The sequence below is a fragment of the Edwardsiella sp. A.80236 genome (assembly GCF_044540725.1).
Classification (GTDB): Bacteria; Pseudomonadota; Gammaproteobacteria; order Enterobacterales; family Enterobacteriaceae; genus Edwardsiella; species Edwardsiella tarda.
Window position 1 is genome coordinate 43,202 of record NZ_JBIUCY010000010.1, and the last position, 23,813, is coordinate 67,014.

General features: G+C 56.1%; 16 protein-coding genes, 1 tRNA gene and 1 pseudogene. 10 read left to right on the forward strand and 8 right to left on the reverse strand.

Features of this window, described 5'->3' with window-relative positions; translation table 11 throughout:
- Positions 1-56 precede the first annotated feature (56 nt).
- A complete protein-coding gene (gene yqhD, locus ACEQFP_RS10020) occupies positions 57-1,214 on the reverse strand; it encodes an alcohol dehydrogenase (RefSeq protein ID WP_005297235.1) in 1,158 nt (385 codons plus the stop codon).
- Positions 1,215-1,423: 209 nt separating this feature from the next.
- Here yqhD and ACEQFP_RS10025 point away from each other — a divergent pair, with 209 nt between their 5' ends.
- Positions 1,424-2,335 (forward strand): AraC family transcriptional regulator N-terminal domain-containing protein, encoded by a 912-nt coding sequence (locus tag ACEQFP_RS10025; protein WP_370558306.1) that lies wholly within the window; start codon positions 1,424-1,426, stop codon positions 2,333-2,335.
- Between the two features lie 55 nt (positions 2,336-2,390).
- Positions 2,391-3,680: an alpha/beta fold hydrolase gene (locus tag ACEQFP_RS10030; protein ID WP_116605354.1), complete on the forward strand. Its 1,290-nt coding sequence runs from the start codon at positions 2,391-2,393 to the stop codon at positions 3,678-3,680.
- Between the two features lie 75 nt (positions 3,681-3,755).
- Here ACEQFP_RS10030 and ACEQFP_RS10035 read toward each other — a convergent pair whose 3' ends face one another.
- Positions 3,756-4,388: an outer membrane protein gene (locus ACEQFP_RS10035; protein ID WP_005280866.1), complete on the reverse strand. Its 633-nt coding sequence runs from the start codon at positions 4,386-4,388 to the stop codon at positions 3,756-3,758.
- Between the two features lie 903 nt (positions 4,389-5,291).
- Between ACEQFP_RS10035 and ACEQFP_RS10040 the strand changes: the two genes are divergently transcribed.
- Positions 5,292-6,215, forward strand: a complete 924-nt coding sequence (locus ACEQFP_RS10040; RefSeq protein ID WP_035599031.1) for a methyl-accepting chemotaxis protein — start codon at positions 5,292-5,294, stop codon at positions 6,213-6,215.
- 111 nt (positions 6,216-6,326) lie between these two features.
- Positions 6,327-6,854 (forward strand): superoxide dismutase family protein, encoded by a 528-nt coding sequence (gene sodC / locus ACEQFP_RS10045; RefSeq protein ID WP_068872374.1) that lies wholly within the window; start codon positions 6,327-6,329, stop codon positions 6,852-6,854.
- Positions 6,855-6,897: 43 nt separating this feature from the next.
- Here sodC and narI read toward each other — a convergent pair whose 3' ends face one another.
- The 5 genes from narI to ACEQFP_RS10070 are packed head-to-tail and all read right to left on the reverse strand — an operon-like array spanning position 6,898 to position 14,859.
- Positions 6,898-7,578: a respiratory nitrate reductase subunit gamma gene (gene narI, locus ACEQFP_RS10050; RefSeq protein WP_035599027.1), complete on the reverse strand. Its 681-nt coding sequence runs from the start codon at positions 7,576-7,578 to the stop codon at positions 6,898-6,900.
- A 10-nt stretch (positions 7,579-7,588) separates the two neighbouring features.
- Positions 7,589-8,236 (reverse strand): nitrate reductase molybdenum cofactor assembly chaperone, encoded by a 648-nt coding sequence (gene narJ / locus ACEQFP_RS10055; RefSeq protein ID WP_047060591.1) that lies wholly within the window; start codon positions 8,234-8,236, stop codon positions 7,589-7,591.
- A 3-nt stretch (positions 8,237-8,239) separates the two neighbouring features.
- Positions 8,240-9,760, reverse strand: coding sequence for a nitrate reductase subunit beta (gene narH, locus ACEQFP_RS10060; protein WP_068872371.1), 1,521 nt, complete (start codon positions 9,758-9,760; stop codon positions 8,240-8,242).
- Positions 9,761-9,786: 26 nt separating this feature from the next.
- The gene (locus ACEQFP_RS10065; protein WP_035599020.1) at positions 9,787-13,458 is read right to left on the reverse strand and encodes a nitrate reductase subunit alpha; all 3,672 of its coding nucleotides are present in this window, start codon (positions 13,456-13,458) and stop codon (positions 9,787-9,789) included.
- An 18-nt stretch (positions 13,459-13,476) separates the two neighbouring features.
- Positions 13,477-14,859 carry a NarK family nitrate/nitrite MFS transporter gene (locus ACEQFP_RS10070; RefSeq protein ID WP_035599017.1) on the reverse strand — a complete coding sequence of 461 codons (1,383 nt, stop codon included), beginning with the start codon at positions 14,857-14,859 and terminating at the stop codon, positions 13,477-13,479.
- A gap of 1,162 nt (positions 14,860-16,021) precedes the next feature.
- Between ACEQFP_RS10070 and ACEQFP_RS10075 the strand changes: the two genes are divergently transcribed.
- The 3 genes and pseudogenes from ACEQFP_RS10075 to murP form a co-directional block, all read left to right on the forward strand.
- Positions 16,022-17,476, forward strand: coding sequence for an anion permease (locus tag ACEQFP_RS10075; protein ID WP_078000552.1), 1,455 nt, complete (start codon positions 16,022-16,024; stop codon positions 17,474-17,476).
- A gap of 231 nt (positions 17,477-17,707) precedes the next feature.
- Positions 17,708-18,610, forward strand: coding sequence for an N-acetylmuramic acid 6-phosphate etherase (murQ, locus tag ACEQFP_RS10080; protein WP_370558305.1), 903 nt, complete (start codon positions 17,708-17,710; stop codon positions 18,608-18,610).
- A 33-nt stretch (positions 18,611-18,643) separates the two neighbouring features.
- A pseudogene (gene murP, locus ACEQFP_RS10085) lies at positions 18,644-18,973 on the forward strand (PTS N-acetylmuramic acid transporter subunit IIBC); the annotation flags it as partial.
- Between the two features lie 188 nt (positions 18,974-19,161).
- Here the strand turns inward: murP and ACEQFP_RS10090 are convergent.
- Positions 19,162-19,237 (reverse strand) — tRNA-Phe (locus ACEQFP_RS10090).
- A gap of 511 nt (positions 19,238-19,748) precedes the next feature.
- Here ACEQFP_RS10090 and speFL point away from each other — a divergent pair.
- The 3 genes from speFL to potE all read left to right on the forward strand — a co-directional run bounded on the left by speFL (position 19,749) and on the right by potE (position 23,735).
- Positions 19,749-19,853 (forward strand): leader peptide SpeFL, encoded by a 105-nt coding sequence (gene speFL, locus ACEQFP_RS10095; RefSeq protein ID WP_109579252.1) that lies wholly within the window; start codon positions 19,749-19,751, stop codon positions 19,851-19,853.
- A 305-nt stretch (positions 19,854-20,158) separates the two neighbouring features.
- Positions 20,159-22,321 (forward strand): ornithine decarboxylase SpeF, encoded by a 2,163-nt coding sequence (gene speF / locus ACEQFP_RS10100; RefSeq protein WP_396464300.1) that lies wholly within the window; start codon positions 20,159-20,161, stop codon positions 22,319-22,321.
- Positions 22,322-22,415: 94 nt separating this feature from the next.
- Entirely contained in the window at positions 22,416-23,735 is a 1,320-nt protein-coding gene (gene potE / locus ACEQFP_RS10105) for a putrescine-ornithine antiporter (RefSeq protein ID WP_005296088.1), read from the forward strand.
- Positions 23,736-23,813: the final 78 nt, after the last annotated feature.

A 23,813-nucleotide genomic window follows, 5' to 3' on the forward strand; every position in this document is an offset into this window, starting at 1 on the left:
GAGAGAAAAAAAGAACGGGCCGGCAATTGCCGGCCCGTTGCGTTTGGCGTACTCGCTTAGCGCGCCGCCAGGTAGATCTGACGGCTCTGCTCCAGCGTGATGTCGCCATGTTCCCCCAGGGCAGTCATCTGGTGCGCCTGTAGCTTATCGAGCAGGGCAGGGATGCTGCTGCCATCCAGGCCATAGTCGCTCAGGCGGGTCTTAACTCCCATCTGTTCGAAGAACGCGCGGGTGGCGGCGATGGCGGCATCGATGCGTTCTTCGTCGCTGCCGCTGCGGATGTTCCAGACACGCTCGGCGTACTGCAACAACTTGGCATGTTTCTTCTCACGCTGCAGTTGTAATACGTTCGGCAATACGATGGCCAGGGTCTGGGCGTGATCTAGCCCGTGCATCGCGGTCAGTTCGTGGCCGAGCATGTGTGTCGACCAGTCTTGCGGCACCCCAGCGCCGATCAGGCCGTTGAGCGCCATGGTGGCACACCACATGATGTTGGCACGTACCGCATAATTCTCGGGATCTTGCAGCGCGCGCGGCCCCTCTTCGATCAACGTCAACAGCAGCCCCTCGGCGAAGCGATCCTGCACGCGTGCATCCACCGGATAGGTCAGGTACTGCTCGACGATGTGGACAAAGGCATCGACCACCCCGTTGGCGATCTGGCGCGGTGGTAGCGTATAAGTCACCTGCGGATCGAGGATGGCGAAGCGTGGCATGACATGTGGCGACATGAAGTGCAGTTTGTCGCCGGTCTCGCTACGGGTGATCACCGCCCCCATATTCATCTCGGATCCGGTCGCCGGCAGGGTGAGCACCACGCCTAGCGGAATAGCGCGACTGACATCGCTACCGACGGTTTCCATGATATGCCACGGATCACCGACGTAATCGGCGGCAGCGGCGATGAACTTGGTACCGTCGATGACAGAACCGCCGCCCACAGCCAGCAGATAGTCGATCTTCTCGTTATGCACCATCTCGACCGCCTGCATCAGGGTCTCGTAGTGTGGGTTTGGTTCGATACCACCGAACTCAAAGACCTGGCGACCATGTAATGCGGCGTGAACCTGATCCAACACGCCGTTACGCTTGATACTCCCCCCACCGTAGGTAATCAGGACGCGTGCCTGTTCCGGGATTTCGTCGCGCAGCTTGGCAATCTGATCCTGACCAAACAGGATCTTCGTCGGGGTGTGAAGAACAAAGTTTTCCATGATGCAACCCTCACTCGTATTGCTAAAAAGCATGAATATGTCCGGCATCAGCACCGGGATGTGATTTGAGTGTTATTGTGAGCGCCTCGGGCAGTCGGCTCAATGCCCAATTCTGTTGGTTGTTTGCCTATTCCTGCAAAGCACTGTAGAAAAACGTATCAAAATGGCAAAATCATTGCCAAATTAAGTAGAACGGATGGGAGCGTTACATGGTTATCGACGATAGATGGAAACAGTTGGCCGCGCAGGTACAACACCTGCATCAGCAACCGGGGGTCAAGTCTTCACCGGTCGAGCATGTTAACCTCATCTATGTCAATGAACATCAACCGCGTACGCCGGTCATGTATCAGCCGAGCCTGATCATTATATTGCAGGGGCGTAAAGTCGGCTATTTAGGGGAGCGAGTATTTCACTACGATCCCAGTAACTATCTGCTGATGACGCTACCGTTACCGTGCGAATGCGAGACGTTCGCCACGCCGCAGGAGCCGTTGATCGGTCTGGCGCTGCGGGTTGACATGCAAATGTTGCAGGATTTGCTGATGGACATCGGCGACGGGTTGCACACGAGCGGGCGCCCACATGCCGATGGCGTACGTTCGGTGGCGTTGGATGAGGCGATGCTGTGCGCCTGCGAGCGCTTAGTCGAGGTGATGGAAACACCGTTACAGGCGCGCGTGCTCGGCCCCCAGATCGTGCGTGAAATGTTGTTTCACGCCCTATGCGGCGCGGGCGGCGATGCCTTATTCGCCTTGGCGAGTCGCCACAGCCACTTTAGCCAGATCGCCAAGGCGTTGCGGATGATCGAACAAAACTATGCCCGCAGCCTGAACATCGATAGTTTGGCTCAGTCGGTCAATATGAGTATTTCGTCATTTCACCATAATTTTAAGGCGGTGACGGCGACCTCACCGTTGCAGTACATTAAATCTTATCGTCTACATAAGGCGCGCATGATGATCCTGCATGATGGCTTGAAGGCCAGCACGGCGGCGAATCGTGTCGGTTATGAGAGTCCGTCGCAGTTCAGCCGTGAATACAAACGATTTTTCGGCAATACCCCTAGCGATCAGGCGAGCCGTTATCGCAACGGCGGTTTACCCATCGCAGAACTGTAAGCTAAGGCGCGGGCCGGCACTGTGCGGCGTCCCGCCAGCCAAGGAGTGTCTTAAGATGATTGAACGAGCATTTACGCTACCGGGTATGGCGGTACGTGAATACCGTGTCGAGGTGCCGCTGAATTGGCGTAACCCCGATGATGGGCGGCGTATCACCCTCTTCGCCCGTGAGTTGTGCGGCTTGGAGCACGCAACGGAGGCGTTACCTTGCCTGTTATTTTTACAAGGTGGGCCGGGCGGCAAGTGCCCGCGTCCGACCAGCCGTAGCGGCTGGTTGGCTGAGGCGTTGCGTGATTACCGGGTGATCCTAATGGATCAGCGTGGCACGGGTAACAGCAGTCGAGTCGAAGCCAGCACATTACGCGATATGACCCCATCACAGGCGGCGGAATATCTAAGCCATTTCCGGGCAGACGCCATTGTGCATGATGCGGAATACCTGCGTTTACACTGTTTTGGTGGCCGCCCTTGGACGACGCTAGGTCAGAGCTATGGTGGCTTCATTACGCTGAGTTATCTCTCTCTCGCGCCACAGGGGCTACACGCCTGTTACATCACCGGCGGTCTGCCGGCGATGGTTCCCAACGCCGAGCGTCTCTATGCGGCGACCTATCGTCAGCTGGCACGGCGTAACCAACACTTCTTTAGCCGTTATCCCCAGGCGCGCGCGCAACTCGACCGTATCGTTGCGTTGCTGCGTGAGCAGGCCGTCTACCTACCCGATGGTGATCTGCTCAGCGTAGAGCGCCTGTTGACCTTGGGATTGGATCTGGGGATGAGCGAAGGCGAGGAGCGTCTGTTGTGGTTGTTCGACGAGGCCTTCAATGCTGAAGGGGAGCTGAGTGATACGTTCCTTAACCAGGTGATGCAGCGTAGCGGCTTCGCCGATAATCCGTTGTATGCCGTGTTGCATGAGAGCATCTACGCCGATGCAACCAGCGGCGCGACCCGCTGGGCCGCGCAACGGGTACGCGATACCTTGCCAGCCTTCTCGCCACAGCTTAGCGCTCCCCTGCTGAGTGGTGAGATGATCTATCCCTGGATGTTCGAACAGATGCAGTCCCTGCGTCCCTTCCGGGCGGCGGCGACATTACTGGCCGAGCGTGAGTCCTGGCCCGCGTTGTATGATGTCGAGCGGCTGCGTGATAACACGGTGCCGGTGATGGCGGCGGTGTATTACCATGATATGTATGTCGATGTGACATTGTCGCTGGAGAGTGCGGCGCAAATCGGTAATCTGCAGACGTGGATCACCAGCGAGTATGAGCATAATGGTCTACGTGTCGGGCCGGTATTTGCTCGGCTGCGGACGATGATGGCTGAACGCGGCGTCTTCGCGGCATAAAAAACGGCTCCCTCAGGGAGCCGTTTTTCGTTACCGGGCACCGTTCGCCGCATGAGGCGGCTGTGGGTCGGTCGATTAGAAGTAGTAGTTCACACCCAGGGTGAAGTCGTGGGTGGCCACTTTAGCTTGGGAGTTACCCGCGGTGGCTTTGCCTGCGTCCAGGTATTTGTAGCCCAGGTCTAGATCCAGACGCGGATTCACGTTGTAGATCACCCCAGTGCCGACGCTCCAGGCGAAGTTGTTGCTGTTGCTCTGTACGTTGTCGCCGTCCAGATCATTTTTCAGGCTGACGTTCGCATAACCGATGCCGGCGCCGATATACGGCGTGAAGTCGGTTCCGGTCTTGATGTCGTAGTAACCGTTCACCATCAGGGTCTGCAGGCCCAGACGGCTGTCGTTGGTCATACCCTGATCGTTGGTGTGGCTAGAGGTCGCATGAGCACGGAAGGTGTAATCCAACTCGGCGCGTACCGGCAGGTTAAACTGGTTGGCGAAGTTATAACCGAAAACGAGGCCGGCGTTACCGACGCCCTTGTTATCGTTGCTCATGCCATGACCGTCGACGTCGTCCTGATTGAACAGATGCTCGGCACTGATACCCATTTTGGCACCGGCATAGTAGCCCGTGTTATCGAGACCAGCGGCGTTAGCCAGGGTGGCGCCGGAAACCAGACCGACGAACAGAGCCAGTTTAGTAAATGCTTTCATGATGGATTCCTGAATTATTAGTCTTTGCGTGACAGAGGCGCTAGCAAGTGACCTATGTCACAAAAAAAGAACACGCCTGATAATGATAGCCAGCAAAATCTAAAAATTGAAATTATTTTTATTCAATAAAATCAATGATAAAAAATAAAGTGTATCGAGCGTTTAGCTTTAGTTAAAAATAATATGCCTCATTCCTAGGATTATTCTAACTAACGAGTTGACGGGTGGTGATAATTTATCCACATGAGACCTATCATAGTCTGAGGATTAAGGGCGCGGAGTTAGTCTATTAGGCTATGAAAATAACTTTCATATAATTTTAAGAAATTAGATTGTACGAATTTGCATCAGTGCAATTATGTGGATGTCCGCCGTTTATGTAGAAAGAATCGTCGTGATGCGAGGTCAGCGAATGGCTCGGGTGATGAGGAGTATGTCGTATGGTGCCACAGCTTAAGGCCGTGTGGAGAAGCGCGTACACAATTTGTGCGCCACTCCGGAGTAAGTGAAAAATAAAACGATAAATAGTGCGATTGATTACGAGGAAATTGCTGATAGGAGAGGCCTGATTTTTGTTAATACAGGAGATTCCAAGTGATGTACTCAATATGCGATTAACAGCACTTCATTTCACACCTGGATTGATTGACAGTGGCGCTGGCTGATGATTATTTATACAGCATAATCAAAGGATAATCATTTTATTAACCATCGCTGATAAATATCCAGTTAGGGAATGATATGTATAAGAAAATAATAAATTTATTTGCGACCTCAGATATAATAACGGCGCCGCCAGCTTCTACCGATCACGGCGACAGCGCTGCCGAATGCGCGCTGTCTACCCTCCCTCCGTCATTACCCGATTCACCTGCCGACTACGAACATACCTTATGCCATTGTATGCTCTCCGGGCTCGACAGTATTACTACGATCCGTAATACCTTATTAAGTTCCAGCGAGCGCTTGCAACAGGAGCAGCAGGTTATTGACGCGCTGAATGCCAAGAACCATCAAGCCTACGACAGTATGCATGCGTTGGAGAAGTTGGTGGCGGAAATTGGCACCCGCGCGCAGCAAGAAATCCAGATTAGTGCGGCGTTACAAGAGACGGTGGCGGAGATTAATTACAGTGTGGAGGATATTCATCGCCTCTCTAATCAAACTAATTTATTAGCGATTAACTCGGCGATTGAGGCGGCGCATGTTGGTGAATTGGGGCGTGGTTTTACGGTGATCGTCAAAGAGATTAAGCATCTGGCGAGCGAGGTGAAACAGCATGCCAGCCAGATCGCTGGGTTGAGTCGCGCCATTGCCGAACGCGCTGGCCAAGTCTGTGATAGCGTGGCGAGCATTCAAGCGTTGATCAATCACATCCAGCGGGAGGTGATGCAATCGCGTCAGTCACTAGAGCAGGTGATCGAGCGTGCCGGTTATATGCAGCAGATCATTCGCGCTATCGCCATTCAGCAGTTCCTCAATACGGTCAAACTGGATCACATTATCTGGAAGTATCAGGTCTACCATTATCTTTTTAACCGAGATCGCCAAGCGACGATGAATGATCATCAGTCGTGCCGTTTGGGAAAATGGTACTACGGCGGAGAGGGGCAACAGCTATTCGGTGAACATCCCGCCTTCCGAGCATTAGAACGTCCCCATGCCGCGGTACATCGCTCGGGTCAGCGAGCGCTCTCCGCCTTCGCGGCGGGAGATTTTGAGGCGATGAGGTCGGCGTTGGCGCAGATGGAGGCGGCCAGCGCGGCGGTGATCGAAGGGATTGATGTGTTGATCGGTGACACCGATCCGCGTGGAGAAGTCCGTTAGCGGGCTTCCGATTATTATGTAAATAGATTGATTGTTTTGTTATTAAATGATTTATTCATTGTTATCGCGCTAGGGAGTATAGGGAAAACACGAGAAGCAGGAGAGGATATAATGAATAAAATCATTGGATTGGCAATAGTAGGTGCATTATTGAGCGGAACGGCCTATGCCGCCTCACTCACCGTGCCCGTGAAGGAAGCGACGACCATGGGGGACGGCGCGGCGCTCGGCGAGGTGGTCATCAGTGAAACCCCTTATGGCCTGTTGTTGACGCCCAAGCTCCACGGTTTAGCACCGGGGGTGCATGGTTTTCATGTGCATGAGAACGCCAGCTGCCTGCCGGGGGCCAAAGAGGGCAAACCGGTTGCTGCGCTGATGGCGGGCGGGCATTGGGACCCCGAGAAACGTGGCAAGCATTTGGGACCGTATAGTGATGCCGGACACCTGGGTGATCTACCTGGGCTGGTCGTCAACGCGGATGGCACGGCAGACTACGCGGTGCTGGCCCCACGCTTGAAGTCGCTGGCGCAACTGAAAGGGCATGCATTGATGGTGCATGCAGGGGGCGATAATTATGACGACCACCCACATGCGTTAGGGGGTGGCGGTGCCCGCATGGCCTGTGGCGTGATCGAGTAGCGCGCAGGGTAGACGGCGCCTGAGGGCGCCGTCGTCGCGAGGATTAACGCAGTGTCTTCACCACCTGGCGGCGGCGCAGTACGTAGCCGATCGGCAGGCTGCAAATATGCACCAGACGGGTGAAGGGGAAGATGAGGAAGATGGTCAGCCCTAGGACCATATGTACCTTGAACAGCCAGTCGACCCCTTGTAGATAACGCGCCGGATCGGGACGGAAGGTGACGATCCCCTGACTCCAACTGATCAGACTCTGTAGGGTGGTGCCAGAGGGATGCAGCAGATCGATCGGGATCGTCAGCATGCCCAGGCAGATCTGGATCACCAGCAGCGTCAGGATCAGCTTGTCAGAGAAGGAGGAGGTGGCGGCCACGCGGGGATTGAACAGGCGGCGGGCCAGTAGCATGAACGCCCCGATCAACAACAGCGTGCCGAAGAAGCTGCCGGCGATCAGCTCCAGTATCTGGTGGGTCTGGTCGGAGATATAGGCCTGATACCAGGAGCGTGGCGTCAGTAGGCCGACGACGTGGCCGAAGAAGACGCCTAACATGCCGACGTGGAACAGGTTGAGGGCATAGCGGCTATAGCGGCCGTTGGCCATCAGCAACGAGGATCCACTCTTCCAGGTGTACTGACCATAGTCGAAGCGGTAGAGGCAACCCAGCACTAACACCGTGATGGCGATATAGGGGTAGATGTTAAATAAAAAATAGGATAGCGCAGACATACAATCCTCCTTATCGCCCCAGGTTGAGATAATGCACCGTCGCCGCGTGCTCGGGCGGCAGGGCGGGCAATTCGACGCGGGCTGGCGCGTGTGCCCGCTCCCATTCGGCATCGATATCCGGCGCCGTCACCGTCTCATCTTGTGCATCCGCCTGCTGTCCGGCGAGATGCAACAGCAGCAGAAACAGCACACCGTAGCGTCCCGCCTTCGTGCGCCGGTAGAGGATTTGCGCCACCTCCACGATCTGCGTCAGGATACGCAGTCCCTCTCCGGGGGTGGTTTGATCCTGTAGATAGGCAAACTCCAGCACCATTGGCAGATAGTCGGGGAGCTCACGTACCGCGGGAGTGAGCGCCGCCTGCTGATAATGTTGGAGGATGTTGACCATCGCCTGGCCACGGGTCTTGGATTCGGCCAACTGATGTTCACATAGGTACAGGGCGCAGCGTCGAGTATGGTCGAACTGCGCGACGTACTCACTCTGGCGGGTCGCCAGCGGTGCGTGATAGTAATGGCGGATAAAGTCGGCCAGCCGCGTACGATCCGCCTCGGCCAACTCGGGACACTGGGTGAGTGCACTCTCCAGCTCGTCACGTGCCTGCCACAGCGCCTCATCGGGGTACTCCAGCAGGCGCGCCACAATTAACAGGCTTAGCATGGCTTACTCCTTACTCCGCAGGTTGATGACCAGACGATCGTCGGGGCGGTACCCGGTCAAATTGGTTCCCGCGACATCGTGCGGCGTGTTGAAGCTGAAGCCACAACTGCCGTGCTCGATGTATTCATGGCCACTCGCCGGTTGATGCATGCCGGTCGGGATGACGAAGCGCTCATGGTAGGGCGCCAGGGCCAGCAGGCGGTACATCGCCTCGGCCTGCTCACTACTCAGATCTGCCTGTTGTAGCCATTGCGGCGCTTGGGGGCTGAGTAGACTACGGCGGTAGTGGCGGAGGGCGATCAACCGCGTCAAGGCGCGCTCAACCGGTTGGCGATCGCCGGCACACAACAGCTTAGCGAGATAGTGAATGGGAATACGCATCTGTTCCAACTCCGCCAGACGGATGTCGTGCGGTGTCGCCAAGGTTTGATCGTCGAAACGGATCGGCGATAAGGGCGGCACATACCAGACCATCGGCAGGGTGCGGAACTCGGGATGCAGAGGCAGCGCCAGTTGCCACTCCTTGATCAGGCGGTAGACCGGTGAGCGCTGGGCGTGTTCTAGGATATCGTCGCTGATACCGTCGCGGCGTGCCTGTTCGATCACTTGCGCGTCGTGTGGATCGAGGAATAGTCGCATCTGCGCTTGGTACAACTCGTGTGGATCCTCTACCGCGGCGGCCTCGGGGATGGCCTCGGCATCGTACAGCATCACGCCGATGTAACGGATGCGCCCGACGCAACTCTCCGAGCACAGGGTCGGTAACCCCGCCTCGATACGTGGATAGCAGAAGATGCACTTCTCCGATTTACCACTCTTCCAGTTGTAGTAGATCTTCTTGTAGGGGCAGGCGCTGACACACATACGCCAGCCACGGCACTGATCTTGGTTGATCAGTACCACTCCATCCTCGGCACGTTTGTAGATGGCGCCGCTGGGGCAGGAGGCGACGCAGGCGGGATTGAGGCAGTGCTCGCACAAACGCGGCAGGTACATCATGAAGGTCTGCTCGAACTGAGCGTACAGCTGCTTGTCCAACCCCTCTAGGTTCGGATCGCCCTGGCGGACATGAGCCTCCCCGCCCAGATCGTCCTCCCAGTTGGCACTCCCCTCGATCTTCTCTAGGGTCTTGCCGGTGAGCAGTGAGTAGGGCCGTGCCGTCGGCTGGTGGCGCGCCCCGGCCGGGGCCGTATGCAGATGGGCATAGTCGAACGAGTAAGGCTCGTAATAGTCTTCGATCGACGGCATATGGGGGTTAGCGAAGATCTTGGCCAGCAGACTCAGCTTGCCGCCCATACGGGGTGTCAGCCCGCTGGCGGTTCGTTGCCAGCCGCCATGCCACTTCTCCTGATCCTCCCAATCACGGGGGAAACCGCGTCCGGGTTTGGTTTCGACGTTGTTGAACCAGCCGTATTCGATACCTTCACGGCTGGTCCAGACGTTCTTGCACACCACCGAACAGGTGTGACAACCGATGCACTTGTCGAGGTTTAGCACCATGGAAATCTGTGCACGAATTTTCATTTTTTTCTCCCTCTTCCCGATCGGTATCAGTCCCACTCGACCTGGCTGAGCTTGCGAATAATCACCGTCTCGTCCCGGTTGGAGCCGATGGTGCCGTAATAGTTGTAGCCCCAGGACAGGTGGGCATAGCCGCCGATCATATGGATCGGGTTGGGGCAAATCCGGGTGATGGAGTTGTGGATCCCCCCGCGTTCGCCGGTGACCTCGGAGAGCGGCATGTTCAGCGTGCGCTCCTGCGCGTGATACATCAGCGCCAACCCGGCGGGAATGCGCTGGCTGACGACCGCCCGCGCCACCATGGCACCGTTGGCATTAAACAGCTCGACCCAGTCGTTGTCGGCGATGTTGGCGCGTTGTGCGTCGTGCTCGCTGATCCAGATCAGCGGTCCCCCACGCGAGAGGGTCTGCATGATTTGGTTATCGGTATAGGTGGAGTGGATCCCCCACTTCTGGTGGGCCGTGCCAAAGTTCAACACCAGCTCCGGCTGGCCGTTGTCATTGTGCTGCCGCACGCTACGGCAGCTCTGGGTATCCAACGGTGGCTTATAGCAAGGGAAGTTTTCACCGAACGCCTGCATCCAGGCATGATCTTGATAGGCCTGCTGACGACCGGTTAGGGTGCGCCATGGCACCGCGTGGGTGATGTTCAGGCTACCGGCGGTGTAGGCATGTTGATCGCTGTCGATGCCGGACCACAGCGGACTGGCGATCACACGCCCCGGTTGGCGCTGGATATCGGCGAAGCGGTAGTGCACCCCTTTCTTATCCGCCGCCAACTCGGCGATGGCGGGCTGGCCGGTCTTCGCCGCCAGATCACGCCAGGCGCGATCGGCCACCTGGCCGTTGGTCTCTGGAGCCAGGGTGAGGATGGCCTCTAATGCCTGGGTGGCATCTTGCATGTTGGCACAGGGGCCGACCCCCTCCAGGCTCTCGCTACCGTGGCGGGCGCATAATTCCGCGATCTCTGGCTGAGTATCCCAATGGACCCCCTTGCCACCATTGCCATGCGCCGCCAGCGCCGGGCCGAGATGGGTATATTTGAAGTAGGTCTGCGGATAGTCGCGCTCGACGACGTTGATGGCGGGCGCGGTCTTCCCGGCGATGAAGGCCTGCGGATCTCGTTTCCAGTCGCGAACACCACAAGCCTGGCCCAGTTCGGCCGGAGAGTCGTGCAGCAGCGGGGTCAGCATCACATCGCGTTCCTTGCCCAGATGACCGGAGCAGAGGACGGAGAACTGTTGGGCGATCCCCTTGAAGATATCCCAGTCGGCGCGAGCCTCCCACATCGGGTCGATGGCGCGAGTAAAGGGGTGTACATAGGGATGCATGTCGGTACTGCTCAGATCTTCCTTCTCATACCAGGTCGCCGACGGCAGGATCACATCCGAATAGAGGCAGGTGGTCGACATGCGGAAGTCGAGGGTAACCAACAGATCGAGCTTGCCTTCGACGCTGTCGCGCCAGGTGAGTTGTTGCGGTAAGGGGAGTCCCTTCTCCTGCAGATCTTGCTCCATCACCCCGTGATGGGTGCCCAGCAAATGTTTGAGAAAGTACTCATGTCCCTTGCTGGAGGAGCCGAGCAGGTTGGCACGCCAGACGAATAGTACGCGAGGATAGTTACCCGGCGCATCGGGATCTTCGCTGGCGATATGTAATGTCCCCGCCTTCAGCGCCTGTTCGACCGAGGCCTTAACGTCGCCGTCCGCCGCCTCGGCGGCCAGGGTGAGCGGGTTACGATCCAACTGGGGTGAAGAGGGTAGCCAGCCGAGACGCTCGGCGATGACGTTGAAGTCGATCAGGCTATGGGGGAACTGATCACGCTCGGCCAGGGGGGAGAGTAGCGAGTGGGCGTCGACGTTTTCGTAGCGCCACTGACTGCTGTGATTATAGAAGAAGGAGGTGCCGTTCATCAGTCGAGCGGGGCTTTGCCAGTCCCCTCCGAGGGCGATCGGCGCCCAACCGGCCAGCGGTCGTAGCTTCTCCTGGCCGACATAGTGTGCCCAGCCGCCACCATTGACGCCGATGGTGCCGCACATCATCAGCACGTTGATGATGCTGCGGTAGGTCATGTCGCTATGGAACCAGTGGTTGATCCCCGCGCCGACGATGATCAGCGAGCGGCCATGGGTCAGTCTGGCGTTGTTGGCAAACTCTTGCGCTAGACGGGTGATCTGCTGGCGTGGTACGCCGGTAATGGCTTCAGCCCAGGCTGGGGAGCAGGGGGCATCCTCGGATGGCGCGCTGCCGTCGGCGGGCCGAAGGCCATAGTGCGCCAACATCAGGTCGAAGACCGTGGCGACGGGGATACGTTCCCCCTCGGCATTGGTGATCCAGTGTACCGGGACGCGTCCCAAGGTATAGGCGTCCCGATCGGCCGGGGCGCTGAAATCGGGCTGCACAATACAGACTTCGCCCTCGCCCAATTCGGCGAGGCTAAGCAGGGGATCGATCGTCGCCCCGCTGAGCGCATCCTGCTGAGCCGTGTTCCATTGGCCGCTGCGATCCCAGCGGAAGCCCGCCGAGCCACGTGGCAACACGATCTGGTGCGATCCTTGGTCTAACGCCAGCGTCTTCCATTGGGCCAACGGTTGTGCGGCCCATTGCGCCAGATCTGCGGCGCGCAGGTAGCGTCCCGAGCGGTAGCTATTCTCCCGCTGAGTACAAGGGGTGAGCATCACCAGTGTCGGGAAGTCGGTGAAGCGTTTGGCGTAGTTGATGAAGTAGTCGCAGGGTTGCTGCAGATAGAACTGCTGTAGGATCACCTGTCCTAGGGCGAGGGCCAAGGCGGCATCGCTCCCGGCGCGTGGCGCCACCCATTCATCGGCAAACTTGCAGTTTTCTGCGTAGTCGGCGCTGACGGCGACGACCTTGGTACCGTTGTAACGCGCCTCGGTCATAAAGTGAGCGTCTGGCGTACGGGTTTGCGGGACGTTGGAACCCCACATCACCAGATATTGGGCGTTATACCAGTCGGCGGATTCTGGGACGTCGGTCTGCTCCCCCCAGGTTTGTGGTGAGGAGGGGGGCAGATCGCAGTACCAGTCGTAGAAGCTTAGGCAGGTACCGCCGATCAGCGACAGGTAACGAGAGCCTGAGGCAAATGACAACATGGCATGAGCGGGGATCGGCGAAAAGCCAGCGACGCGGTCAGGGCCGAAGCGCTTGATGGTGGCGATGTTGGCCGCTGCGATCAGCTCGTTGGCCTCTTGCCAAGAGACACGCACCAGTCCCCCCATACCCCGCTCGCGCTTGTAACGTTGCCCCAGTTCAGGATCGTCCAAAATGGCTTGCCAGGCATCGACCGCATCTGGGTGTTGCGCCCGTTGCTCACGCCACAAATCACGCAGCGCCTGACGCATCAGCGGGTATTTAATCCGGTTGGCGCTGTAGATATACCAGGAGTAACTGGCCCCGCGCGGGCAGCCACGCGGTTCATGGTTAGGCAGATCGATGGGCGTTTCCGGGTAGTCGGTGTACTGCGTCTCCCAGGTGATTAGCCCGCTTTTGACATAGATTTTCCAGCTACAGGAGCCCGTGCAGTTGACGCCATGTGTGGAGCGCACCACCTTGTCGTATTGCCAGCGGCTACGGTAACTCTGCTCCCAGGCGGAGTCATCCCGCATGTACAGCTCATGGGCGTTAGCCGCGATGGGTTTCCCGGCGGTGAAATAGCGGATCTTTTTTAGAAAGGTGCTCATGTCAGTTTCCCCAGGCGATTAATGGTGCCGTCCATAGGCGAGCCAGGTGACGATCATGCATAGCAGGTAAAACACAGCGAAGCAGATCAGCGGCAATAGGACGGAGTGTGTCAGGCTGATGGCACTACCGAACGCCTTAGGAATGATAAAGCCGCCGAAGGCACCGATCGCGGAGGTGAAGCCCAGCGCCGCCGAACTCATCACGTCTGCATATTGGTCGATGCGTTTTCCCTGCATGCCTTGCTGCTGGGCCTCTTGCGCCGATTTCTGATGGAAGATCTGTGAGATCAGTTGGAAGCTGGAGCCACTGCCGAGGTTGGTGAAGATGAACAACCCCATAAACACGATGTAGAACAGGATGAAGGAGCCGTTACCGTTTTCACCCGGTAAGGTTGGCACGATCAGCAGGCTGAACACGATCATAAACAGGAAGGCGACTTGGGTGATGCGGTAGCCGCTGAACTTATCGGAGAGCTTGCCGCCGATCGGGCGAGCGATTGCCCCCAGCAATGGCCCGACGAAGGCGTAGTCGATGATGTTGATTTCCGGGAATTGGGTCTTGGTCAACAGGGCGAAACCGGCGGAGAAGCCGACAAACGAGCCGAAGGTCGCCAGGTAAATCAGGCTGGTGATCCAGGTATCTTTTTTCCCCAGGATGACGAACTGTGAAGAGAGTGAAGACTGCATCCCGTCGATATCATTCATCATAAACCAGGAGGCTAGGCAACCAACGAGGATAAAGGGGATCCAGAGGAAAGCGGCGTTTTGCAGCCAGATGACCGTACTGTGGTCGACCTGCTGTGGGGCGCCGCCTAGGCTACCGAACAAGCTGAAACCGATGACCAACGGGACGCACAGTTGGACCACCCCGATCCCACCATCACCTAACCCGCCGTTGATCCCCAGCCCGTAACCTTGTAGCCGTTTGGGAAAGAAGAAGCTGATATTCGCCATGCTGGAGGCGAAGTTACCACCGCCGATACCGCATAGGATGGCGATACAGGCGAAGGAGTAGAAGGAGGTGTGCGGATCTTGGATAGCGAGACCCAGCCAGATGCTGGGGATCAGCAGTAACACGGTACTGAGCGTGGTCCAGCGCCGTCCGCCGAAGATCGGGACGACGAAGGAGAAGGGAATACGCAGAATAGCGCCGGAGATAGAGGGTAAGGCGGCTAACCAGAAGAGCTGGTTGGTAGTGAAGTTAAATCCGATGTGGTTAAGTTTAATAACGACGGAGCTGAATACCATCCAGATACAGAACGCTAACACGAGGCAGTATACTGATACCCAGAGATTGCGTTTGGCGATGCCACTCCCGGTCGTTTTCCAGAAGTTGTCGTCTTCGGGATCCCAATTTTGTAACACACGCGAGTTTTTTGGGTCTAATGCTTGATTACTCATATCGACACCTTTTTATATATCGATGATGCATTTTGTCTGCGAGGCCACATAACCAACGGTGAGCTGATAAAATAGTGCTCGCCACCGTTAATGTTATCAGTTTGTTAGTCGCTGACTTTTCCTTTTTACAATATCGCGTTACTTCGCTAATTACAAAACGTTGCCAATTTACTAAATAGTATAAATGACAGAATTAGCCAGTGGTGATGATTGTTATTTTTTGCTTTTGCCACTTAAGGAGCGTGTTTCTGTCTCACTAAGATTTTTCGCTAAATGGCTAACTTAGTGATTCCATTATAAGAATATTTCATTATTTATTTAAGCAAAGTAAATGCTTTCTTTATTGTGAGCTGATCGTGATATTTTCCACTTCACGGTGGCAGGATTTCTTTCCGCACCAACGGATCAAGATATGCATTCCCGCGAGTTGGTAAAGAAAGTAAAAATACAAATAATCATCAATAGATTTGGGTGCGAGAGGTGGAATCGCTGGGTCGGTAGCCTCTCCACAACATCTCAAATATGAGGGGAAGAGACCAGCGAGGCCGCTGAGTCGGCCTTAGCTACTTGCTCCGACAGTATGGCTTTAGCCGCGGCATAGCGCCTATTTAGTTGTATGTAAGCATTCACTCGATGATAAAGCGATACAGAGATGGCGATTTACTTACAAATATTTTCTGACTGTCATTATGGTCGAGAGTAATGTAATAGATTAGAAATGGCCTCACACTATTTCTCGCGTTGATACAGCTAGTCTGTTGTTGAAATATGTATCGATGTTGGGGATGCACAGCACCCATATTATTCTTGAATAGCTTTGTTATCTATTTATCTCACGGCACGCCTGGTGCGGTGAGTGGCTATTATCCTGCGTCACTCATGGTTATTTATTGACGTCGATTCGGCGTGTACACACCGCTATGGCGGAAGACCACAGATTGGCGCTATAGGATAAGGCGAGATACACCCTATTTAGATTAATCGTGAAATTGCTAGCCATATTATCCACCATCACGTCATTAGGGAGAAATGACGTGAGCGCGTCAGTATGACTGATCGCTATCGATCCGCGTCTGCCGCTACACGTGGGGATAACGCCGCTAGCATTCTGTTCGTCATTATTGGCGTAATGCTGTTATTTATTTTTTCGCTGAGGTTTAGTATGAAAAAAGGTTATTTGTTATTGATACCTTTTGTGGTTGGGGCGGCACTGGCTTGTCTCCCGGCCCCGGCGGGGCTGAGTCATCACGCCTGGCTCTATTTTGCGATTTTTATCGGCTCGATCGTGGGGTTGATTCTGGAGCCGTTGCCCGGCGCGGTGATTGGCTTAATCGCCGTGGTGATCATTGCGGGATTGGGCCGCTGGGTGTTGTTCTCCCCGGAACAGCTGACAGCGGCACACTTCCATGCGACTTCGGCGGCCTTTAAGTGGGCGGTTTCCGGATTCTCGAACTCCACGGTATGGTTGATCTTCAGCGCCTTTATGTTTGCCTTAGGGTATGAGAAGACCGGGCTGGGGCGCCGCATCTCCTTGATGTTGGTCAAGTCGCTAGGGCGTCGCTCGCTGACGCTGGGTTATGCCATCGCCATCGCCGATCTGGTCCTGGCCCCCTTTACGCCGTCGAACACGGCACGTAGCGCCGGCACCATCTATCCGGTGATCAGTAATCTCCCCCCACTCTATGACTCCAAGCCGAACGATCCCAGTGCGCGGCGTATCGGTTCCTACTTGATGTGGGTCTCCATCTCGATCACCTGTGTGACCAGCTCGATGTTCCTCTCTGCCCTCGCGCCAAACTTGCTATCCAGTGCACTGATCAATCAGATGACGGGCCTACAGATCTCGTGGGGAAGTTGGTTTATCGCCTTTTTACCGTGCGGCATTGTGTTGTGGCTACTGACACCGTTGCTCGGCTATTGGCTGTATACGCCGGAGGTGAAGGTGAATGATGAAGTCCCTAAATGGGCGAAGCAAGAGCTGGCAAACCTGGGGGGGTTGTCACGGCGCGAGAAACTCCTGCTGGTATTCGTGGTTCTAGCCCTGCTGATGTGGGTGTTTGGTTCTGGCTTTATCAATTCTGCCATTGCAGCCTTGTTGGTCATCGCACTGATGCTGGTGAGTAACGTGATCACCTGGGATGACGTGATCGGGAATAAAGCCGCCTGGAATACCCTGTTCTGGTTCGGTACGTTAGTCTCATTGGCCTCGGGCCTCTCTGCCGTCGGCTTTGTTCACTGGTTCGGGTTACTGATCTCTCATTACCTGAATGGGATGTCGGTCGATGTCGCCTGCGTCTCGCTATTGCTGTGTTTCTACCTGCTGCACTATTTCTTTGCCAGTACTACCGCGCATGCTACGGCCTTGGTCCCGGTCATGATCGCGGCGGCGATGGATATTCATGGTATCAACATGATGGCCTTTTCTCTGGCGATGTCCCTGTCGTTGGGCATCATGGGGATCATCACCCCTTACGGCACCGGTCCCAGCCCGATCTACTTCGGCAGCGGCTATCTGCCCTCGAAAGACTTCTGGCGCCTGGGGGCCATCTTTGGCTTGGTGAACCTGTTGGCCTACCTGTTTATCTGCTTACCGTGGATAAATTATCTCTACCGTTGAGTGAGCTCTCATTTCCCTGAGCGTACTATGGATGGCCTCCCGTTGGGGGGCCATCTTGCGTAATGAGGCCGCCAAACTATTTTAGTAATACATTGATGATAAATATATTTTTTACTCCCTTCCGCTCTCTACTCCTGTCTGTCTTGGGATGATTTTCCGTGATTATTCTCACTTTGAAGGCATAAAATGTTCCATACCCTAACGTCATGACGAATTTCTATGAGCGTGTCGATGAAGATTAATTTAAACCAGATGGTGACGGAGAGTCGCAACCCGGCCAGTGCGGCGATCGATACCCTGTCTACCTTGGCGATGTTGCGCGTGATCAATGCGGAGGACCAGCGGGTCGCACCAGCGGTCGAGGCAACCCTACCGCAGGTAGCCGAGTTGGTGGATAAGGTGGTCGAGGCCTTCGCTCAGGGCGGTCGCCTGATCTATTGTGGTGCTGGAACGTCGGGACGCCTTGGCATCCTCGATGCCAGTGAGTGTCCGCCTACCTATGGTACGCCGGCGCAGCAGGTGGTGGGGCTGATCGCGGGAGGTCACCCGGCGATCCTGGCGGCGGTGGAGAACGCCGAAGACGATCGTGATCAGGGGGCGCAGGATCTCCGCGATCTTCACTTTACGTCACGGGATGTGTTGGTGGGTATCGCGGCCAGCGGACGTACGCCTTATGTGTTGGGCGCCATGGTATACGCGAAGCAACAAGGCGCGACGGTAGCGGCGATCGTTTGTAATCCCGGCAGTGAGATGAGCCTAGCGGCCGATATTGCTATCGAGCCGGTGGTCGGCGCGGAGGTGGTGACGGGCTCTTCGCGGATGAAGGCGGGAACCGCACAGAAGCTGGTGCTGAATATGATCACCACCGGGGCGATGATCCGTAGTGGCAAGGTGTACGGTAACTTGATGGTGGATGTGGCGGCGACCAACGCCAAGCTGCTCCAGCGCCAGGTGAATATCGTGATGGCGGCGACGGAGTGTGACTTACATCAGGCCGAGGCGGCGCTCAACGCCTGTGATCGTCACTGTAAGACCGCCATTCTGATGTTACTGAGCGGCGTATCAGCCGAGGAGGCCAGCGCGATGTTGGCACGGCATCACGGCTTTATTCGTCAGGCCTTGTCGAGGACCTAATATCATGACCCAGGCCCAAACCCCCACAGCGATCAAATTAAAGGTGCTCTCTTTCCCGGTTGGTTAGGCATTGGCGAATCGCTGATCTAGGGCGTGACCTTATCGTGTGTTAAGCCATTCGTGACGGCCTGCTTGGGCGGGGCGGGTGGGGGCTTATTTATCGGCCGGGTTGCCTGGCTGGGGCTACCGGTCGGTTTGAATACGGTATTCGGCCCTTCCGGTTTGCTCACCATTCCCCTGATGACCTCTCAACGAGGTATCGTTGCGGAGATGGCCGTTTATGTCGCCAGCATACGGCTCTCTTACCTTGCCGGTTTTATCATAACGTGGTGTTTTGGCTGCAAGGATATCGAGTTAGCGTGACGCCGTGTGCCGTTCATGTTGTCCAGGCGCGGGTCTCTTCTACATGGCGTTAGATGATCTTCTCCAGCACCGTCAGTTGAGCGATGGATGACTGAAAAGATAGATGCGCTGACGCTAAGCAAGGGATGGTGCTACCCGATAGCGCCAAAAGCAAAAACCCCGCCATAAGGCAGGGTTTTCTGAATAAGTGGTGCCCGGACTCGGAATCGAACCAAGGACACGGGGATTTTCAATCCCCTGCTCTACCGACTGAGCTATCCGGGCAACGGAGCGCATTAAACCCGATTCTCATGCTGGCGTCAACGTTATTTCACGCCATAGCGCCTGAGTGCCTATTTCTTGCACGAGCCGCTGCCCATGATCGATGCTATGCAGGATGGCAGTAGAGTAGGAGGATCCTACGTGATGATAGGCATTGCTGTGATATCGATCACATAACTCTCATAAATACCAAATTATGTTTTTGCTTATTTATCCATAATAAATAGATTTTTAATCACTATTCTTTTGTTGGCTTTTTGTTTAATTTGTTAATGTAATTTAAATAACACTGGGGGCGCTAGACAATAATAATTGTCTTTGAGATAAATAGCATGATTGCAATTCTTCTTTCACGCTAAATCCGCGGCTATAGAGTGGTGCATTACTATGCGTTTTTATGCCTTAGCTAGATTAAGTCGCTGCTATGCTGGCTAATCATTAGTGATATATATCACGGTAGCGGCAGAATGAACCATTACAATAAGTTTAGTTTCCGAGGAAAGAGGAAATAAAAATGGAAAATAATAATCGGTTTTGGCCGCATATCCGGCGGGTAACCCATCTGATGATGATGGCGCACCGCAGCTGTTTTGATTTTCATCTCTTTAACGCTAGATAACTCTCCCTCTTTCATGACATCCGTTATCGCGGCATGTCATGTCTTAATCTGTTGCTATACCCGCGGGGAGCGTATCCCCGGGAAGGGTATACCTACAGCTTATTATTGATAATCCACGATAAATGTATGTCATCGGTAGCTTACTTCGGGCTATCGTTTATGGCGCTTTTCCCTGCCGGTGATTTGTCATCATAAAATCATCACGGGCTGATATTGCCATAAGAAAATATAGCGGTTGATGGATTTAATGAAATTTAAATCCAGAGGGTTATTTTGTCTAAAATAAATCAATGAGAATGAATAATATGTCAAATTTAAAAATTGCCTCTAGCCATAACGCTATGGACTGTTTCCATACCATGCGTCCGATTGTGGCGCTAAATAATAGTGACCTCTGCGAGGTCGCGGCGGTGGTGCTCTCCGTCGCCGATATCCTCGCCGGTGAGTTAGACAAGATCGAACAGAGTGCCTTCGGCTTGCCGGTCTTCGCCGCGTTACACTGCGACGAGAATCTGCCCGCCGATTATTTGCCACGCCTCGCCGGGGTATTTACCTGCGACGATGGCAACCAGGATTTCTATGGCAAACAATTGGAAAGTGCCGCGCAGAAATATGAGGCCGCCCTGTTGCCGCCCTTTTTTGGCAGCCTCAAGGCTTATGTGCAACAGGGCAACGCCGCCTTCGACTGCCCGGGGCACCAAGGCGGCCAGTTCTTCCGCCGTCATCCCAGCGGTCGCCAATTCTTCGACTACTTCGGGGAGACGCTATTCCGCTCCGATCTGTGTAACGCCGACGTCTCGATGGGCGATCTGCTGATCCATGAGGGGGCGCCTTGCGCCGCTCAGCAACACGCCGCCCAGGTGTTCAATGCCGACAAAACCTACTTCGTGCTCAACGGCACCTCCTCCTCCAACAAGGTGGTGCTCAACGCCCTATTAACGCCCGGTGATCTGGTGCTGTTCGACCGTAATAATCATAAATCTAACCACCACGGCGCATTGATTCAGGCCGGCGCCACGCCGGTCTACCTGGAGACCGCACGCAACCCGTTCGGTTTTATTGGGGGCATCGACGCACACTGCTTTGACGAGAACTACCTGCGCGATCTGGTGCGTGAAGTGGCACCGGAGCGGGCTGGCGAGCGGCGACCGTTCCGCCTGGCGGTGATCCAGCTCGGCACCTACGACGGCACCATCTACAACGCCCGCCAGGTGGTCGACAAGATAGGTCACCTGTGCGACTACATCCTGTTCGACTCCGCCTGGGTCGGCTACGAGCAGTTTATTCCGATGATGAAAGAGTGCTCGCCGCTGTTGCTGGAGTTGAACGAGAACGATCCGGGGATCCTGGTCACCCAGTCGGTCCACAAGCAGCAGGCCGGTTTCTCCCAGACCTCGCAGATCCACAAGAAAGACCGCCACATCAAGGGACAGGCGCGCTACGTCAACCATAAACGGCTGAATAACGCCTTCATGATGCACGCCTCCACCAGCCCGTTCTACCCGCTGTTCGCTGCCCTGGACGTCAACGCGCGCATGCATGCCGGGGAGAGCGGGAAACGCATGTGGATGGAGTGCGTACGCCTCGGGATCGAGACGCGCAAGCTGCTGTTGCAAACCTGCCACCATATCCGCCCCTTCGTCCCGGAGACGGTCGATGGCCGCCCGTGGGAATCGTTCGACACCGAGGAGATGGCCAACGATCTGCGCTTCTTCGACTTCATCCCCGGTGAGCGCTGGCACGCCTTCGACGGCTATGCCGCGCACCAGTACTTCGTCGATCCCTGCAAGCTGATGCTGACCACGCCCGGCATCGACGCCAAGAGCGGCGAATACCAGGCCTTTGGGGTGCCGGCCACCATCCTGGCCAACTTCCTGCGGGAAAACGGCATCGTGCCGGAGAAGTGCGACCTTAACTCGATCCTGTTCCTGCTCACTCCGGCGGAGGATCTGGCCAAGATGCAGCACCTGGTGGCGCAGATCGCCCGCTTCGAACGCCTGCTGGAGCAAGACGCCCCGTTGGCCGAGGTCCTGCCTTCGATCTACCAGGCCCATGAAGCCCGTTACCGGGGCTACACCCTGCGCCAACTGTGCCAGGAGATGCATGACCTGTATGTCAGCCACGACGTGAAGCAGTTGCAGAAGGAGATGTTCCGTAAGGCGCACTTCCCACGTGTGGCGATGAACCCGCAGCAGGCCAACATCGCCTTCGTGCGCGGCGAGGTCGAGCTGGTGGCGCTGGCGCAGATCGAGGGGCGCATCGCGGCGGAAGGGGCGCTGCCCTACCCGCCGGGGGTGTTGTGTGTCGTCCCGGGCGAGATCTGGGGTGGCGCGGTACAGCGCTACTTCCTGGCGTTGGAAGAGGGCATCAACCTGTTGCCCGGCTTCGCCCCGGAACTGCAGGGGGTCTACCTCCAGCAGGATGCCGATGGTCGAACCCGTGCCTACGGCTATGTCATCAAACCCTAAAACGGCCAGCGATCAACTGGGCTAAGTGATTTTTCCACTAACGATGCGTCGCGGGGAGTCGAGGCTTCTCGCGCGCTAGAGAGAGTGTGTGATTATGAGTACCTCTAGTGGCAATAAAATGGGTGTGGTGCAGCTCACCATCCTGACGGCGGTCAATATGATGGGATCAGGGATCATCATGCTGCCGACCAAACTGGCGGAGGTGGGCACCATCTCCATCGTCTCCTGGCTGGTGACGGCCCTCGGTTCGATGGCCCTGGCTTATGCCTTCGCCAAGTGCGGTATGTACAGTCGCAAGTCGGGTGGGATGGGGGGCTACGCCGAGTACGCCTTCGGCAAGTCCGGCAACTTCATGGCCAACTACACCTACGGCGTCTCCCTCCTGATCGCCAACGTGGCCATCGCCATCTCCGCCGTCGGCTACGGTACGGAGCTGATCGGCGCGACGTTGAGTCCGCTGGGGATCTGCCTGGCGACCATCGGGGTGTTGTGGCTGTGTACCGCCGCTAACTTCGGTGGGGCGCGCATCACCGGGCGCATCAGCAGCGTGACGGTGTGGGGGGTGATCATCCCGGTGGTCGGGATCTCCCTCATCGGCTGGTTCTGGTTTAGTCCCTCGCTGTATATCGGCTCCTGGAACCCGCACCATTATCCGACTTTCGAGGCCATCGGCTCCTCCATCGCCATGACCCTGTGGGCCTTCTTGGGGCTGGAGTCCGCCTGCGCCAACACCGATGTGGTGGAGAACCCGGAACGGAACGTACCGATCGCGGTGCTTGGCGGTACGCTGGGGGCGGCGGTGATTTACATCGTCTCCACTAACGTGATCGCCGGGATCGTGCCGAACATGGATCTGGCCAACTCTACCGCCCCATTCGGCATGGCCTTCGCCCAGATGTTTAACCCGACCGTCGGTAAGATCATCATGGCGTTGATGGTGATGTCATGCTGTGGCTCGTTGTTGGGCTGGCAGTTCACCATCGCTCAGGTGTTCAAGTCCTCTGCCGATGAGGGCTACTTCCCAGGGATCTTCCGTAAGATCACCCAGTCTGGCGCGCCGGTGAAGGGGATGCTGACCATCGTGACGATCCAGACGATCCTGTCGCTGATGACCATCAGCCCGTCGTTGAATGCGCAGTTCAACGTGCTGGTCAACTTGGCGGTGGTGACCAATCTGATCCCTTATATCTTGTCGATGGCGGCGTTGATGATCATTCAGCGTATCGCGGGGATCGATCCGGCCAAGGCGCGCTTGCCCAACATCTTGGCGTTGGTCGGTGCCTTGTATAGCTTCTACGCGCTCTACGCCTCCGGCGAGCAGGCGATGATGTGGGGGGCGATCGCCACCTTCCTCGGTTGGACGCTGTATGGCTTTGTCTCGCCGCGCTTCGAGATGCGTGATAAGCAGGCATAATCGGCGCGCTTGGCCCTAGCGTACCCTGTGGGGAACGATCAACCGGCGTCACGCCCTGTACGCCGGTTTTTTCATGGC

What these genes read in the sequence shown, in the direction of transcription:
- yqhD (WP_005297235.1), bottom strand. Translation starts at nt 1,214, where the DNA reads ATGGAAAACTTTGTTCTTCACACCCCGACGAAGATCCTGTTTGGTCAG.
- ACEQFP_RS10025 (WP_370558306.1), top strand. Translation starts at nt 1,424, where the DNA reads ATGGTTATCGACGATAGATGGAAACAGTTGGCCGCGCAGGTACAACAC.
- ACEQFP_RS10030 (WP_116605354.1), top strand. Translation starts at nt 2,391, where the DNA reads ATGATTGAACGAGCATTTACGCTACCGGGTATGGCGGTACGTGAATAC.
- ACEQFP_RS10035 (WP_005280866.1), bottom strand. Translation starts at nt 4,388, where the DNA reads ATGAAAGCATTTACTAAACTGGCTCTGTTCGTCGGTCTGGTTTCCGGC.
- ACEQFP_RS10040 (WP_035599031.1), top strand. Translation starts at nt 5,292, where the DNA reads ATGCTCTCCGGGCTCGACAGTATTACTACGATCCGTAATACCTTATTA.
- sodC (WP_068872374.1), top strand. Translation starts at nt 6,327, where the DNA reads ATGAATAAAATCATTGGATTGGCAATAGTAGGTGCATTATTGAGCGGA.
- narI (WP_035599027.1), bottom strand. Translation starts at nt 7,578, where the DNA reads ATGTCTGCGCTATCCTATTTTTTATTTAACATCTACCCCTATATCGCC.
- narJ (WP_047060591.1), bottom strand. Translation starts at nt 8,236, where the DNA reads ATGCTAAGCCTGTTAATTGTGGCGCGCCTGCTGGAGTACCCCGATGAG.
- narH (WP_068872371.1), bottom strand. Translation starts at nt 9,760, where the DNA reads ATGAAAATTCGTGCACAGATTTCCATGGTGCTAAACCTCGACAAGTGC.
- ACEQFP_RS10065 (WP_035599020.1), bottom strand. Translation starts at nt 13,458, where the DNA reads ATGAGCACCTTTCTAAAAAAGATCCGCTATTTCACCGCCGGGAAACCC.
- ACEQFP_RS10070 (WP_035599017.1), bottom strand. Translation starts at nt 14,859, where the DNA reads ATGAGTAATCAAGCATTAGACCCAAAAAACTCGCGTGTGTTACAAAAT.
- ACEQFP_RS10075 (WP_078000552.1), top strand. Translation starts at nt 16,022, where the DNA reads ATGAAAAAAGGTTATTTGTTATTGATACCTTTTGTGGTTGGGGCGGCA.
- murQ (WP_370558305.1), top strand. Translation starts at nt 17,708, where the DNA reads ATGAAGATTAATTTAAACCAGATGGTGACGGAGAGTCGCAACCCGGCC.
- speFL (WP_109579252.1), top strand. Translation starts at nt 19,749, where the DNA reads ATGGAAAATAATAATCGGTTTTGGCCGCATATCCGGCGGGTAACCCAT.
- speF (WP_396464300.1), top strand. Translation starts at nt 20,159, where the DNA reads ATGTCAAATTTAAAAATTGCCTCTAGCCATAACGCTATGGACTGTTTC.
- potE (WP_005296088.1), top strand. Translation starts at nt 22,416, where the DNA reads ATGAGTACCTCTAGTGGCAATAAAATGGGTGTGGTGCAGCTCACCATC.